We start from the raw sequence: 15528 nt of genomic DNA on the forward strand, positions 1-15528 counted from the left end.
GTCCTCTCGACAGAGTCGTTTATGAAAGCCACTGCCCGCAATCCGGTTTCAACGGAGCGCCGGCCCCAGGGCGGGACTGCGCTCACGGAATCGGTTCGGCGGAGTCCGGTGACCTGGACCACAACGGTGACGGAAGACTCTTGACTTGTCAACACGCTCTCCCGCGAAGTCGCGTCCGTCCTCGGATTTCCGGGGAGTTGTTGACAAATCATCAAACTCTGGACACACTTCGACCGTCTGTTGACAAAACAACAACTACGGTCGAATGTGACCTCGAGCACGGTCACACACGACCGACGGGAGAAAGTGCAGACGGATGACTGTCACCGACGAGAAGCCCACCGCCGCCGCCGCACAGTGCCCCGTGACCAGCGGATTCAAGCCGTTCGATCACGACGGCACCTACGAGTTCTTCCTCGGCGCCCGCCGCGAGGCACCGGTCTTCTACAACGCCGAGACCGACTACTGGGTGGTGACCAGGCGCGAGGACGTCCTCGCGGTGTTCAAGGACGCCGACCGGTTCTCGGCCGCGAACGTGCTGTCCTCGGTCAAGCCGTACCCCGAGGAGCTCACCCGGTTCCTCGCGGACAACAACTTCACGGTGGAGCCGGTGCAGTCCAACACCGACCGCCCCCGGCACTCCCGGATCCGGCAGAGTGCGGGCCAGTTCCTGAACCCCAAGCGCTACCGCGACTTCGAACCCCGCGTCCGCGCTCTGGTCCAGGAGTACGTCGAAGGCCTGCGCGAGAAGGTCGCACGCGGTGAGGACGAGGTCGACATCGTCGCCGAACTGACCCACGAGATGCCCGCGCGCGTGGTGTTCATGCTGCTCGGCGTCGACGACGTGGACCCGCTGCAGATCAAGCGCTGGGCGCTCAACCGCGCCACCATGATCTGGGGCAAGCTCACCGACCAGGAAATGATCGACGCCGGCCACGAGCTGAACAACTTCTTCCAGTTCTGCCGGGAGATCGTCGAGGACCGCAAGGTCGACCCGCGCGACGACTACCCCAGCAAGCTGCTGGAACTGCGTGACGGCGACGACAGCGTGCTAACCGAGAACGAGATCATCTGCCTCGTCTTCGCGCTGCTGCTGGCCGGTCACGAGGCCGTCACCAACGGCCTGACCATCAGCGTCCTCACTCTGCTCGAGCATCGTGAGGCCTGGGAGGAACTGGTCGCGGACCCCTCGCTGATTCCCCGCGCGATCGAAGAGGTCCTGCGGCACAGCACGCCCGTCATGACCTGGCGGCGTACCGCGCTCGAGGACGTCGAACTGAGCGGCGTGACCATCCCGGCCGGCGGCAAGATCCTGCTCAGCCTGGCCTCGGCGAATCACGACGAGGCCCGGTTCGAACGTCCCGAGGTCTTCGACATCCACCGCCGCAACTCCCGTGAACACCTGTCCTTCGGATACGGCATCCACGTGTGCATGGGAGCACCCCTCGCACGCGCCGAACTGAAGATCGTGCTCGAAGAACTCGTCAACGCCTTCCCCGGCATGAGCCTGGTGAAGGGACAACAACTCGAATGGACCAGGACGATGGCCCACCGCGGCCCCCAGAGTCTGAAGGTCCGCCTTGGAGGTTCCGAAAATGGCTGAGGTCACCTGGATCGCCGACGGCGAGCGCATCACCGCGGATGTCGCCGACGGCATCAACCTGATGGAAGCAGCCGTCGCCAACGGCGTCCCCGGCATCGTCGGCGAATGCGGCGGCGGAATGATGTGCGCCACCTGCCACGTCTACGTCGAGTCGGACCACCGGACCGGTGAACCCACCCCGGTCGAGGCCGACCTGCTGGACTTCGCCGAGGTCCCCCGCCGCGACACCAGCCGGCTGAGCTGCCAGATCGTTGCCCGGCCCGAGCTCGACGGCATCACCGTCGAAGTGCCCTCCGCCTGGTGAGCACAGCCATGAGCCACGGAACCGTGATCGTCGGCGCCGGACAGGCCGGCCACACCGCCGCCATGCAGTTGCGGGCCGCCGGATACGAGGCCCCGGTCACCGTCATCGGCGACGAGCCGGCCGCCCCCTACCAGCGTCCTCCGCTGTCCAAGCGCTACCTGCTGCGCGAGGCCCAGCCCGAGCACCTGGCACTCGGCGGCCGTGCCCGGGGACCGCAGATCGACCTGCGCACCGGCGAACGCGTGGCCCGCATCGACGTCGACCGGCGCCTCGTCGTCTCCGACGCCGGCACCAGCTTCCGCTACGACCATCTCGTGCTGGCCACCGGCACCCGGGCCCGGAGGCTCCCCGAGGCGCTGGTGGGCGGACTCGCCGGTGTGCACGTGCTCCGGACCCTCGCCGACGCCGACACCCTGGCCGGCGCCCTCGACGACGCGAAGTCGGTGCTCGTCCTCGGTGGCGGCTTCATCGGACTCGAATTCGCCGCCGTGGCAGCACGTCTCGGCCGTCGCGTCACGGTGGTCGAACGCAACCGAGTGCTGGGGCGGGTCGTCAGCGAACAGGCGGCCGAGCACATCCGGTCCGTGCACCTGGGCAACGGCGTCGAATTCGTCGAAGGTCGTGAACTCGCCTCGTTCGACGGCGTGGACGGACGCGTGACCGCCGGCGTGATGACGGACGGAACCCGCATCGAGGCCGACCTGGTGCTCGTCGGAATCGGCGCCGAACCGGTCGCCGAGCTCGCCGCCGACGCCGGCCTCGACGTCGACAACGGCATCACCGTCGACGAACTCGGCCGCACCAGCGCCCCCGGCGTCTACGCGATCGGCGACTGCGCCAACTTCGCGTGGCGCGGCGGGCGACGGCGACTCGAGTCGGTGCAGAACGCCGAGTTCATGGCGAAGGCCGCGGCCGCGCACATCGCGGGCAGGGAAACTCCCCCGCGGCCCGCACCGTGGTTCTGGTCGGACCAGTACGACGTGAAACTGCAGATCGTCGGCCTGCTCGACGAGAGCGACACCGTCGTCACCCGAAAGGCCGAGGACGGCAACGGATTCTCCCTGTGGCACTACCGCGGTGACGACCTCGTCGCGGTGGAGGCCCTCAACGACCCGGGCGCGTTCCTGACGGCCCGCAGGCTGATGGACCGCGGGGTCAGCCCCGCACAGCACACCGTGGCCGACGAGAGCCTCGGAATCCGGGACATCGCCGCACAAGCACTGGAGGCAACATCATGATCGAATCGTTCGATCCGCCGCTGGCGGACTCGAACTCCCTCGTCAGCACCCTGCGCGTGCCCCTGCAGGCACCGGTGCACCTGGACAAGGAGTTCTTCCACAACCGGCCGGGCCCCGCCTTCGGGCAGCTCAAGCTCGGCGCGTTCGACAGCGACCTCACCGTGCAGGGCGTCTCCGAGCCGATCGGCACTCGGGTCATCGTGCACGGCCACATCACCGACAGCGGCGGTGTCCCGGTCAAGAACGCCCTCGTCGAGATCTGGCAGGCGAACAGCGCCGGCGGATACCGCGACTCCCTGGACGTCTCGGGCTTTCCGCTCGACCCGAACTTCTACGGTGCCGGACGCTGCCTGACCGACAGCCGCGGCTACTACCGGTTCGTCACGATCCGCCCCGGCCCGTACCCGGCGATGTTCAAGGACGGTGCACGTGTCTGGCGCGCCTCCCACATCCACTTCTCCGTGCTCGGCGCCGGATGCGCGAGCCGCCTCGTCACCCAGATGTACTTCGAGGGCGACCCGCTGATCCGGATGGACCGCATGATCAATGCCATCCCGGACCGGCGTGGACAGGACCGGCTGGTCGCCAAACTGGACGCGGACAACTCGATCTCCGAATCGTTCGGCCCATCGAGGACACTGCCCACCGTCGACGGCAGCGGTGCCGTCGTGTACCCGCCCAAGCGGACCGATCCGGGCGCCCTGCTGACCAAGAACCCCTCGGCACTGGCCTACCGCTTCGACATCGTGCTCCGCGGATCCGCCGCCACCCCGTTCGAATGAGGGACGACTCGATGATTCTCACCCCCGCACAGACCTGCGGCCCCCTGTTCGGTTTCGCGCTGACCCCGCCCGCGGTCACCCAGGCCGTCTCCGAGGACCACCCCGACGCGATCGTCATCGAGGGCATGCTCCTCGACGGTCGGGGCGAGCACGTGGACTACGGCGCGTTCCTCGAGTTCTGGAGCGACGAACAGGCCTGCCGCGTGCGCACCCTGGAAGGGCGCTTCCGCGCCGTCGTGCGCAAGCCGCAGCCGGTCACCCTGGCCGATGGCCACACTCTCGCACCGCAATTGGGCATCTTCATCTTCACTCGCGGCCTCGCGGGACCGCTGGTCACCAAGATGTTCTTCCCCGACGAGACGGACGCCAACCGGTCCGACGCGATCCTGCAGCAGGTGCCCGAGGAGCGCCGTCACCTGCTCGTCGCCCAGCCCACCGGCCAGGAAGGCCACCTGCAGTACGACATTCACCTGCAGGGTGAGCAGGAATCCGTCTTCTTCTCCCTCGACTAGGCAAAGGCCCCCACCATGGAAGAGAACCTGATCGTCGAGCGCCTCGGCCACGTGCTGGTGCTCACCCTCAACCGTCCCAAGAAGCTCAACGCGATGGACAGCGCGCTCTACATCCGCCTCACCGACGAGCTGCGCGGCGCCGACAAGGACGACGACATCCGGGCCGTGGTCATCCGCGGCGCGGGCACCTCCTTCTGCTCCGGCGCGGACACCGGCGAATTCGCCGAGCTGACGCCGGACAACACCGAACGCGTCGAGGCGCGGGCCGGGCTCACCTACGAACTGCACAAGACCATCCCCGAGATCTCGAAGCCGGTGATCGGCGCGGTCCACGGCTACACCGTCGGCGGCGGTTGCGGTCTCGCGCTGGCCTGCGACATCACGATCGCATCGGCCGACGTCCGGATGGGTTACCCGGAGATCAAGCACGGTCTGGTCGCCGCCGTGGTGATGGCGAATCTCACCAAGCAGCTCGGACGCAAGGCCGGCTTCGAACTGGTGGCCACCGGCCGCCTCGTCGGCGCCGAGGAGGCCGCCGCGCTCGGCATGGTCACCCGCGTGGTCCCCGAGGGCGAGGAATACGCCGAAGCCCTGAAGGTCGCGCAGGCCTTGGCCGAGCAGATCCCCACCTCCCTCCAGGCCACCAAGCGCCTGTTCCACAAGGTCGCCGATCTCCCGCTGGCCGAGGGCCTGGTGCGCGGTCGCGAGGCGAACGAGGAGATGCGCGAATACCGCGCAGAGGCCCTCAAGGACTTCGGCGCCGCGGTCAAGGCCGCCAAGGCCGGGTGAGGACGCCATGACGGACCAGCCGAGCACGGTGCTCGCCGCCTCCGGGCACGTCGTCGAGGACATCCTGCGGGTCAGCGACCTCGACTTCCAGCGCCACATGGGCAACACCGCCTTCACCCAGGTTTTCGCGAACGCGCGCTTCGCCTTCCTGAGCGACTGCGTCAGGCCGACAGTCGGTTTCGACGTCATCCTCGCCCTGGTCAAGCTCGAGGTCGAGTTCACCGGACAGGTCCACTACCCCGCGACCATCCGGACCGCCACCCGGATCGAGAAGATCGGACGCACGTCGATGACGCTGCTCCAGACGATGTCCGTCGGCGAGAAGGACGTCGCGTCGTCCCGCTCGGTCTTCGTCCTCACCGATCGCGACAGCGGGCGTCCGATGGCGTGGCCCGACGAGGTTCGCGCCCTGGTCGACTCGACTGCCCCCACTCCGGTGGCCGTACCGTCATGAGCACCGGGGTCCTCGATCCCGCCGATTTCCGGCAGGTGCTCGGTCACCATCCCACCGGGGTCGCGCTGATCTCCAGCGTGACCGCCGAGGGGACACCGGTCGGAATGATCGTCGGGACGTTCACGTCGGTGTCCCTCGATCCCCCGTTGGTCGGTTTCCTGCCCACCCGCGACTCGGCGAGTTTCGCCGAGATCGAGAAGGTGGGGAAGTTCACCGTGAACATCCTCGCCCACGACCAGGAACCGCTGTGCCGAGCGCTGTCCCGGCCCGCCGCAACGAAATTCGACGGGGTCGAGTGGTCGCCGTCGGGCAACGGTTCCCCCCTGTTGCCCGGCGTCGTGGGCAGTATCGACTGCACCCTCGAATCCACCACCCCGGCGGGCGACCACTACTTCGTCACCGGCCGGGTGAAGAGTCTCGCGATCCACAGACCCGTTGCGCCGCTGCTGTTCTTCCAGGGCGGTTTCGGCGGCTTCGTCCCCGGTTCGTTCGTCGCACCGAGCGACGGGATCGTCGCCGGGAGCGTCCCGATCGTGCAGCGCATCCGCAGCGGGATGCAGGCGTTGGCCCACGCGGCAGGAGGCGAGGTCACGGCCTACGCCAAGGTCGCCGACCATGCGGTTGCCGTGGCGACGGTGGCCGCAGCCGACGTCCCGCCGTCGACCGTCCTGGGTTCGAAGCTGCCGCTGACTCCTCCCCTCGGTGAGGTGTTCCTGGTGGGCGCCCCGGAGGCCGAGGTCGAGCAGTGGCTCGCGACCGCGGGGGGTTCTGCCGACGACGAGGTGCTGAGCGTCGCGCGGGAGCGGTTGGCCCACGCGTGCCGACACGGCTGGACCGGCTCCTACGCCGGTGAAACGCGGGACCGGTTGCTGTTCCCCGCCCTGGACGAGTACGGCCTCGACTCCGTCACGCCCGCCCGGCAGCGCGAGGTCCGGCAGATGCTGCACGCCGCAGTGCCGGAACTTCGACCGGTGCCGCTCGAGGCGCAGACGCTCTACCAGGGCGCAAGCCTGGTGGCGCCCATCAGAAATGCTCACGGCCGCTGCGAACTCATGCTGCGGCTGTGCCGGATACCACCCACGCCGGGCGCGGACATCGCAGCGTGGGGACTCGAACTCCGTCGACTCGCCGAGGAGGCTGCCGAAAACCGGTAGCCCGGGCGAACGGAGCACGAAACGGGAGGGACCGCCATGCGCCACCGCGCGTGGTGGTCCCTCCTCGTCGGCGGAACCCCATCCCCGAAGCCGGTTGCACCCACAACCGGTCGAATCCGAAATCGGTTGCGCCTGAGGGCAGTACGTCGACAAAGAAAAGAGGTCCGCGCCGGGCATCCCCGGCGCGGACCTCTTTCGTGTCGTGCTCGGCGTTACGGCGACTCGGGCAGGGACGTCGCGTCCGGACTGATCAACGCCGAGACGACGCTCCGGACGTCCTCCACCGTCGTGAGATCGGACGTCATCCGCTCGAGGTCGCGCACCTGATCGGCCGGCAGGCGCCAGGGCGCATAGCCGACGCAGTCACCGAACCCCTGTGCCTGCTCCTCCGGCGTCAGGGGGTTGCCGGGGTAGCCCGGGCCGATCTCGAGGGTCCGCACCCACGTGCTGCCGGTGGTGGCGTGCACCTCGACCCGCGACGACGAGTGCCCGGTCAGCTCCGGATCGAAATGCACCCGGATCCGCGCGAGCATGTCCGATCCGTCGAGCTCGGCGACCCGCTCCGGTTCGAAGTGCTCGAGCAGCGAGGCACCGCGCTCGAGGGCGTTCGCGCAGGTGTACTGGGCACTGAACTGCGCGTTGACCCGCGGGTTGGTGCCCGGCTCGAACGGCTTGCCGATGAGATTGTGGGCGAACTCCGGCAGGTGGATGTCGACCCGCTCGATGTTCTCCTTGCCGACGGATTCCAGTGCGAGGAGGGCGGATTCGGTGACACCCTGGGTCAGGCCGCAGCTCGGGTACTTCTTGAAGAAGATGTCTCCCAGCCCGTAGCGGCCGCCGATCTCCTCGACGAACGACTCCGGAGTGCGTTCGCCGCGCGCATACAGCCGCGCGTACCCGAACGGTCCCGAGAGGTAGTTCGCGGGCCCGGTCAGTCCAGCCTGGGCGAACTGGACGCTCTGCACGGCCGACGCCGCGGTCCAGCCCTGGATCAACCGCACCGCGAGGGACGCATCGACGTTGCTCTGGAAGCTCGCCGCGCACCGGTTGAACGAGAGAGCCAGCGCGTTCAGGGTCTGTTCGGCGTCGAGTCCGGCGGCCCGGGCCGCGGCGGCGGTGGCTCCGAGGAGGCCGGCGACGCCCGTCGGGTCGAGGCCGGCGTACTGCTCCTCGGTGAGGTTGAACCGGATGCCCGCCTCGAGCCCGACGGCCAGGGCCGCCAGGAGCTCCGAGCCGGTGCACCCGCCGCGGAGCTCGGCGGCGGCCAGCGCCGCCGGCACGACCGAGGAACCGAGGTGCAGCCCCGGGACCATCGTGTCGCAGTAGTCGAGGGCGCGCGCCATGGTGCCGTTGAGCAGCGCGGCGCTCTGCGCCGGGAGGGGGTCGCCGTGAACGAACGACCGCGCCTCACCTCGACCGCCCTGGACGACGACCATCTTCCGCAGTTCCGCGATTCCGTCCTGGGCGGCCCCGGCGATCGCAGTGCCGCACACCGTGCGCAGGACCTGATGGGCGATCGCGAGCACATCGGAGGGGATGTCGGCGACCACGGTGTCGGCGACGAAACGGGCCATCTGCCGTTCCGGGGAGGCCGGCGCGGCCTGCACCTCGGTTTCCAGCGTTGCGGTGTCGATACTCATGAAACTCCTCAGTGCTGGGGCAGGGACTTGGACGCGGTCCGCCCCACGGTGGCGACGCTGATCAGACCGACCACGGCGACCAGGATGACCCATCCTGCCGGACTGGTGTCCTGTCCGGTGCGCTGCACCAGGAGCTCCGCGATCAGGGGCGCGGTGCCACCGGCGGTGATGGTACCCAGGTTGTAACCCAGCGCGATCCCGGTGTACCGCACGTTGGTCGGGAACAACTCCGCCGCGAGGGCGTAGGTGGGTACCTGGACGAATCCGTTGAAGAACATGTAGACGACGTAGACCGCGATGGCCAGGAGCACGCTGCTCGTGGTGGACAGGATCGAGAACGCCGGCCAGGCCAGGAGCGCGAGTGCGACGTAGCCGACGATCAGAACCGGCTTACGGTCGAACCGGTCGGAGAGCAGACCGGGCAGCGGGAAGGTGATGGTCGCGATCGCGATACCCGCGGCGGCGATCCACGCGATCGCCGTCGGCGAGAGATGTCCCTTGCGCTGCAGGAAGATTCCGAAATAGGTCAGGCCGATGTACACCGTGCCGTTGAGCGCGACCGACATGCCGAACACGCGGAGCACCGACAGCGGGTGGTTGCGGATCACGGTCGCCAGCGGTCGCTTCTCCACGGCCGGTCCGTCGAGACGCTCCTCGAGTTCCTTGAACTGCGGGCTGTCCTCGAGCCGGAGACGTCCCCACAGGGCGACGGCGGCGAAGATCACGGAGACCAGGAACGGAATTCGCCATCCCCAGGACTGCATCTGCTCGGCGCTCAGGCCCAGCCGGACGGCACCGACGACGGCCGCGGCCACCGCGAAACCGAAGGTCGCACCCATGGCGGTGGAACTTCCGAAGAAGCCGCGGCGCCCCGGAGGCGCGAGTTCGGCGATGTAGGTCGCCGCACCGCCGACCTCACCACCCGCCGCGAAGCCCTGGACCAGGCGGACGATCACGATCGCGACGGTCGCCGCGATGCCGATGTTGGCGTGGGTGGGCAGCAGACCCATCACGAGGCACGCGGCGGACATGAGCAGCACCGTCGAGACGAGCGCGAAGCGCCGGCCGCGGCGGTCACCGAGGATCCCGAAGAACCAGCCGCCGACGGGACGGACCAGGTACGAGGACGCGAACACAGCCAGCGCCGAGAGGGTCGCCGTGGCCGGGTCCTGCTCTGGGAAGAACAGTGGCGCCAGGGTCAGCGCCAGAAATCCGTAGACGCTGAAGTCGTAGTACTCGATAACGGTACCGACGCCTCCGGCGAGCGCGGCTCGGCGCGCCATGGCGGGGTTCCCCGTGGTCTTCGCACCCCCCTCCGTGTTCACCCCGTTGTTGTTCACACCTTCTTCGATGAGCTCGCCGCTGGTGGTCATTTTCCTCCTCGTGTTCGACCACTACGTGGTCGATCGGAACCACAGAGCAGTCCTGTGGTCTGCGTCACGCATAAAATCATGGTGTTGTTGACAAGTCAATACGACGTTTATCCATCAGATGGTTTGCAGAAACCACCTAGCGGACCTACAGTGGCGTCATGACACAGGTAACAGCGGCCGCAGGAGCCGACGGCGGGGTCCGCAGCGTGGCCCGCGCCTTCGATCTGCTCAACGGGTTCGACGCCGAACATCCGGTCCGGACCCTGCGCGAACTCGTCGACATCAGTGGACTGCCCAAGTCCACGGTGGTGCGGCTGCTGGGCACGCTCACGTCGCAGGGCATCATCGCCAGCCCCGGCGAATCGACGACCTACAGCGTCGGGCCCTCGTTCCTGCGCTGGGTCAAGCTGGCCGAGGCGATGTGGGAGATCGGCCCCGAGGCCCGGAGGCTGATGACCGCCCTGCGCGACCGGTGCGGCGAAACCGTGAACATCTACATCCGCCAGGACCTGCACCGCCTGTCGGTCGCGCAGATCGAGGGAACCACCACGGTCCGCAGCGTGGTCCAGGTCGGGGCGCAGTACCCCCTGACGACCGGTGCCGCGGGCCGGATCCTGCTCGGCGCCTGCCCGGACAAGGTCCTCGACGCGCTGGCCGAGCAGAACGGCGTGAGCACAGCGGACCTGCGCAGCAGAGCAGCCGGGGACCTCGAGGCCGGCTGCGCGATCACCCACGGAGAGCGGGAACTGGGCGCCTCGGCGGTCGCCGCCCCGATTCTCTCCGCCGACGGCCGAGTCCTCGCCGCACTCTCGATCAGCGGCCCCACGTCGCGCTTCACCGCCGACCGGGTCGCCCGGTACGTCGACGCCGTAATTGACACCGCCCGGCAGATCAGTGCTGTCGGGCTCGGAACCGTGGAGGCTTTCCTTTGACCACCGATCTGCTCGGGGGCGTGCGCGTCCTCGACATGACCAATGTCCTCGCCGGCCCCTTCGCCGGCTACCAGCTCGCCCTCCTCGGTGCCGACGTCGTCAAGGTCGAGACCGCCGGCAGCGGTGACCTGGCCCGTCAGCTGGGTGCGGACCCGGGCCTGAGCGCCGAATACATGGGCGTCTCCTTCCTCGCCCAGAACTCGGGTAAGCGATCGGTCACCGTGAACCTCAAGACCGTTGGCGGCAAGGAGGTTTTCGAACGCCTGCTCGCCGACGCGGACGTGCTGCTGGAGAACTTCCGTCCGGGCGTGCTCGAGCGCCTCGGCTTCGGCTGGGACCGCCTGAAGGAGATCAACCCCCGCCTGGTCTACTGCGCGGTGTCCGGGTTCGGCGCCACCGGCCCGCTGCGCGGCCGCCCCGCCTACGACCAGGTGGTCCAGGGCATGTCCGGAATCATGAGCGTCACCGGCGACACCCGGTCGGCGCCCCTGCGGGTGGGCTACCCGGTCTGCGACAGCTTCGGCGGCCTCGCCGCGGCGATGGCCGTATGCGCCGCGATCGTCCGCCAGCGCGCGACCGGACAGGGCGCCTACCTCGACACGTCCATGCTGGACGCCGCGATCACCTCCATGGGCTGGGTCGTCTCCAATCACCTTGTCACGGGCAAGGAGCCGATCCCCATGGGCAACGAGAACATGACCTCGGCCCCCTCCGGTGCCTTCAAGACCGCCGACGGCGTCCTCAACATCGCGGCGAACAAGCAGGAGCAGTACGAGATCCTCTGCAAGGTGCTCGGCCGCGAGGAACTGATCACCGACCCCCGCTTCGTCACCCGCGAGGACCGCAAGCGCAACCGCGAGATCCTGCGCGACGAACTCGAGATCTCGCTGAAGGAGAAGTCCGCGGCCGAGTGGGACGAGATCCTCCTCGACACCGGAGTCCCGGCCGCACCGGTGGTCCCGGTGTCGGAATCGCTTCGCTCCGAACAGATCCGGCACCGTCAGCTGATCTCCGAGGTGGAGATGCCGGTCGGAGACGCCGGCACCGTCCAGGTCCTCGGCCTGCCCACCCATGTCGACGGTCAGGCCGTCGGCCCCGCCACCCGCCCGCCGACCCTCGGTGAGCACACCGACGAGATCCTGGCCGAGATCGGTTTCACCGCCGACCAGATCACCAGCTTCCGTGAAGAAGGTGCCGTATGACCACCGCAGAAACGACTCGACACCTCGCCACCTCCCCGGCCCGCACGGCTGCCCTCGAGGCGGTGGACTCGCAGAAGACCGCCGATTGGTGGAGCACCGCCGTCTCGGACATCGAACCCGACGTGATCCGGTTCCGCGGATACCCCATCCAGGACCTCATCCGCCGGGCCACGTTCGTCGAGACCATCTGGACCATGGTGCGGGGCTCGATGCCGTCCCGCGCCGAGGCGGCCCTGCTGGAGAAGGCGCTCGTCGCGGCCGTCGACCACGGGCCGCAGGCACCGTCGATCGCGGCCGCCCGGATGGCCGCCACGTGCGGTGTCGGCCTGCACGGCGCGATGTCGACCGGTGTCGGCCTGCTCGGCGACGTCCACGGCGGTGCCGGCCAGCAGTGCGTCGAATTCCTGCAGCGGCTGGTCACGTCCGCCGAGGGCGGCGATCTCGGCGAGGCCGTGGCGGCCGAGGTGGCGGCCTATCGCGCGCGCCGGGCCTACGTTCCCGGCTTCGGCCACCGGTTCCACACCCGCGACCCGCGCCGGGATCCTCTTCTGGAGGCGGTCCAGGCCGCCGTCGACGCCGGAGTCGTGTCCGGCCGCTACCTCGCGGCCGCGCTGGAACTGGAGGAACAGCTCTCCGCGGGCCGCGCCCGACCGGTTCCCATGAACATCGACGGTGCGACGGCCGTCATCTACGCCGAACTCGGCTTCACCGCCGAACTCGCCCGCGGCCTGTTCATCCTGTCCCGCTCGGTCGGCGTTCTCGCCCACAGCTGGGAGGAGTCGCAGAGCGGTCGCCGCATCAAGGGCCCGATGCCGCCTCCGCTGCTCCCGACCTACGTCGGGCATCCCGAGCGCGCGTGGGATCCCGAATCGGTGGAGGATCCCGAAGCGGAGGACACGAACGGCCGATGAGCATCTCCGACACGGATCCCTTCCGGTCGCTGACGGCGTTGCCGCTCGACGACCCGGCCGGTTCTCCGCTGCACTACTACAGCCTCGCCGCCGCCGAGGCCAACGGCGCCGGACCGATCGGCGAGCTCCCCTGGTCACTGAAGACGCTCGTCGAAGGGGCCCTGCGCAATCAGGGCCATCCCGAGGCGCTGCCCGAGCACGTCCTCGCCCTGACCCGCCGGGACGAGACCGCCGCCGTTCCGTTCTTCCCCGGACGTGTCCTGTTCCAGGACGCCTCCGGCATTCCGGTGCTGGCGGACATCGTGACCCTGCTCGAGCGGGCCGAGAGCGACGGCATCGACGCATCCGCCTTCCGGCCGTCGTTGCCCCTCGACCTCGTCGTGGACCACGCGCTGGAGGTCGACGAACACGGACACGTCGCCGCAGCGGGCCGGAACATCGACCTCGAGTACATGCGCCACCACGACCGCTACCGATTCCTGCGCTGGGCCCAGGACCGCATCCCCGGGCTCCGCGTCGTCCCGCCCGGGGTCGGCATCTGTCACCAGCTGAACCTCGAGGTCCTGGCACCGGTGGTCACCACCACCGAATCCGACGGCCTGCGTGTGGCGGCCCTGGACGCGCTGGTCGGCACCGACTCGCACACCACGATGATCAACGCGCTCGGTGTCACCGGGTGGGGCGTCGGCGGAATCGAGGCCACCGCCGCAGCGCTCGGGCAGGCCCTCATGATCCGGGTGCCGCGCGTCGTCGGTGTCGAACTCACCGGCCGCCTCGCGCCGGGAGTGCTCGCGTCCGACCTGGCACTGACCCTGGCGGAACGTCTGCGCGCGGTGAACGTGGTCGGGGCGATCGTCGAATTCCACGGCGACGGCCTCGGTTCGCTGTCGGTGCCCGACCGCGCCACGGTCGCCAACATGGCCCCCGAATACGGCGCCACGATGGCGTGGTTCCCCGCGGATCACCGCACCCTCGAGTACCTGTCCACCACCGGGCGCTCGCCCGAGCAGGTCCGCCTGGCCGGGCAGTACCTGGCCGCCCAGGGCCTGCTGCACACCGCAACCAGCCCGGTCCCCCGGTTCGGGACGACACTGCGGATCGACCTCGGCAGCATCACGACGACGCTGGCCGGTCCGTCGCGGCCGCACGAAGCCCTGTCGCTGTCCGACGTTCCCGCATCCCGCGGCGAGTCCGGCTCGCACAGCGGCGACATCGCCATCGCCGCGATCACCAGCTGCACCAACACGTCCAACCCCCGCGCCCTGGTGACCGCGGGTCTGCTCGCGCGCAACGCCGTCGCGGCCGGTCTCGCCGCGGCACCGTGGACCAAGACCTCGCTCACCCCCGGATCCCGCGCCGCGGCCGACCTCCTGGAGTCCAGCGGCCTGCAGGCACACCTCGACCGGCTCGGTTTCCACGTCACCGGATTCGGTTGCGGCACCTGCATGGGCAACTCCGGTCCGCTGTCTCCGGCCCCGGCCGGCTCGGACAGGACCGCGGACACCGCCGTGCTGTCCGGCAACCGGAACTTCACCGGCCGGATCCACCCGGACGTCACCCACGCCTACCTCGCCTCCCCGGCGCTGGTCGTGGCCTACGCCCTGGCCGGCAACGTCCGGGTCGACCTGTCGGCCGAGCCTCTCGGTCACGCCGGTGACAGCTCGCCGGTCACCCTCGCCGACCTCTGGCCGGACGAGCAGGAGATCGACGCGCTGCTCGCCGAGCACGAAGCGGCAGCGCTGGGCCGTGGCGCGGATCGGGCGTTGACGACCGACCGCTGGGAACAGCTCGAGTACCCGCACGGCGAGCACTACCGGTGGGACGGGGAAACCGGCAGCATCCGCCGGCCCCCGTTCACCGACACCGAGCTGACCGTGCCCGCGATCACGGGAGACCTGCACGCGCGTCCCCTGCTCGTGCTCGGGGATGCCGTGACCACCGACCACATCTCCCCCGTCGCGCGGGTCCTGCCCGATTCCGCGGCCGGACGCTGGCTCGTCGAACGCGGTGTCGACGAACGGGCGCTGGGCACCTTCAGTTCTCGCCGGCTGAACCACGACGTGATGGTCCGGGGCGGCTTCGCGAACACCCGCCTGCGCAACTTCCTCGCGCCCGAGCGCGAGGGCGGCTGGACGCGGATCTCGCCGGAGCAGCCTCCGGTGCCGGTCCACGTCGCCGCCGAACACCACCGGGAGCACGGCACACCCGTCGTCGTGGTTGCGGGAGAACTCTACGGCGCCGGGTCCGCCCGCGACTGGGCCGCCAAGGTGACACGGCTGCTCGGTGTCCGGGCCGTTCTCGCCCGCAGCTTCGAACGCATCCACCGGACCAACCTGGTCGCGCTGGGTGTCCTGCCGATCCAGTGGGACGGACCCGCCCCCGAGGAGTTCGACGGCAGCGAGGAGATCTCCGTGCTCGGTCTGGACGATCTCGGAACATCCCGGGACGTCACGGTCCGGGTCACGCGCGCGGGCAGGGTGTCGTGGGAGGGCACTGCACTGGCACGGCTCGACACTCCGCTGGAGTACGAATGGCTGCGTGCCGGTGGCCTGTTCGGACATCTCCTGGCTACGCGGTCGCCGCTGTCGGTCTGACACGCTGTCGGCCCGACAACGCTGTCGGCCCGACAACGCT

General features: G+C 69.2%; 14 protein-coding genes. 12 read left to right on the plus strand and 2 right to left on the minus strand.

What is annotated here, in order from left to right; genetic code table 11:
• Positions 1-316 precede the first annotated feature (316 nt).
• The 8 genes from ACWDTS_RS08285 to ACWDTS_RS08320 are packed head-to-tail and all read left to right on the plus strand — an operon-like array spanning position 317 to position 6836.
• Complete coding sequence (locus ACWDTS_RS08285) at positions 317-1603, plus strand: cytochrome P450 (RefSeq protein WP_450108677.1); 1287 nt, start codon at positions 317-319, stop codon at positions 1601-1603.
• The gene (locus ACWDTS_RS08290; protein ID WP_420750627.1) at positions 1596-1907 is read left to right on the plus strand and encodes a 2Fe-2S iron-sulfur cluster-binding protein; all 312 of its coding nucleotides are present in this window, start codon (positions 1596-1598) and stop codon (positions 1905-1907) included. The genes ACWDTS_RS08285 and ACWDTS_RS08290 overlap by 8 nt, the downstream gene beginning before the upstream one ends.
• Positions 1904-3145 carry an NAD(P)/FAD-dependent oxidoreductase gene (locus ACWDTS_RS08295; protein WP_450108678.1) on the plus strand — a complete coding sequence of 414 codons (1242 nt, stop codon included), beginning with the start codon at positions 1904-1906 and terminating at the stop codon, positions 3143-3145. Before ACWDTS_RS08290 ends, ACWDTS_RS08295 begins: the two co-directional genes overlap by 4 nt.
• Positions 3142-3927 (plus strand): dioxygenase family protein, encoded by a 786-nt coding sequence (locus ACWDTS_RS08300; RefSeq protein ID WP_420750629.1) that lies wholly within the window; start codon positions 3142-3144, stop codon positions 3925-3927. Before ACWDTS_RS08295 ends, ACWDTS_RS08300 begins: the two co-directional genes overlap by 4 nt.
• Positions 3928-3938: 11 nt before the next feature.
• A complete protein-coding gene (locus ACWDTS_RS08305) occupies positions 3939-4439 on the plus strand; it encodes a peptidase associated/transthyretin-like domain-containing protein (protein ID WP_420750630.1) in 501 nt (166 codons plus the stop codon).
• Between the two features lie 15 nt (positions 4440-4454).
• Complete coding sequence (locus ACWDTS_RS08310) at positions 4455-5228, plus strand: enoyl-CoA hydratase/isomerase family protein (protein WP_450108679.1); 774 nt, start codon at positions 4455-4457, stop codon at positions 5226-5228.
• Between the two features lie 7 nt (positions 5229-5235).
• Entirely contained in the window at positions 5236-5682 is a 447-nt protein-coding gene (locus tag ACWDTS_RS08315) for an acyl-CoA thioesterase (protein WP_450108680.1), read from the plus strand.
• Positions 5679-6836: a flavin reductase family protein gene (locus ACWDTS_RS08320; protein ID WP_450108681.1), complete on the plus strand. Its 1158-nt coding sequence runs from the start codon at positions 5679-5681 to the stop codon at positions 6834-6836. Before ACWDTS_RS08315 ends, ACWDTS_RS08320 begins: the two co-directional genes overlap by 4 nt.
• A 212-nt stretch (positions 6837-7048) precedes the next feature.
• Here ACWDTS_RS08320 and ACWDTS_RS08325 read toward each other — a convergent pair whose 3' ends face one another.
• Positions 7049-8476 carry an MmgE/PrpD family protein gene (locus tag ACWDTS_RS08325; RefSeq protein ID WP_450108682.1) on the minus strand — a complete coding sequence of 476 codons (1428 nt, stop codon included), beginning with the start codon at positions 8474-8476 and terminating at the stop codon, positions 7049-7051.
• Positions 8477-8484: 8 nt separating this feature from the next.
• On the minus strand, positions 8485-9849 hold the full coding sequence (locus tag ACWDTS_RS08330; protein ID WP_420750635.1) for an MFS transporter: 1365 nt from the start codon (positions 9847-9849) through the stop codon (positions 8485-8487).
• A 158-nt stretch (positions 9850-10007) separates the two neighbouring features.
• Between ACWDTS_RS08330 and ACWDTS_RS08335 the strand changes: the two genes are divergently transcribed.
• Genes ACWDTS_RS08335 through acnA form a run of 4 tightly spaced genes read left to right on the plus strand, consistent with a single transcriptional unit; the run spans position 10008 to position 15488 of the window.
• A complete protein-coding gene (locus ACWDTS_RS08335; RefSeq protein WP_420750636.1) occupies positions 10008-10781 on the plus strand; it encodes an IclR family transcriptional regulator in 774 nt (257 codons plus the stop codon).
• Positions 10778-11983, plus strand: coding sequence for a CaiB/BaiF CoA transferase family protein (locus ACWDTS_RS08340; RefSeq protein WP_420750637.1), 1206 nt, complete (start codon positions 10778-10780; stop codon positions 11981-11983). Before ACWDTS_RS08335 ends, ACWDTS_RS08340 begins: the two co-directional genes overlap by 4 nt.
• Positions 11980-12894, plus strand: a complete 915-nt coding sequence (locus ACWDTS_RS08345) for a citryl-CoA lyase (RefSeq protein WP_450108683.1) — start codon at positions 11980-11982, stop codon at positions 12892-12894. Before ACWDTS_RS08340 ends, ACWDTS_RS08345 begins: the two co-directional genes overlap by 4 nt.
• On the plus strand, positions 12891-15488 hold the full coding sequence (gene acnA, locus ACWDTS_RS08350) for an aconitate hydratase AcnA (RefSeq protein ID WP_450108684.1): 2598 nt from the start codon (positions 12891-12893) through the stop codon (positions 15486-15488). The genes ACWDTS_RS08345 and acnA overlap by 4 nt, the downstream gene beginning before the upstream one ends.
• Positions 15489-15528 lie beyond the last annotated feature (40 nt).

The sequence above is a fragment of the Rhodococcus sp. NPDC003383 genome (genome assembly GCF_053589115.1).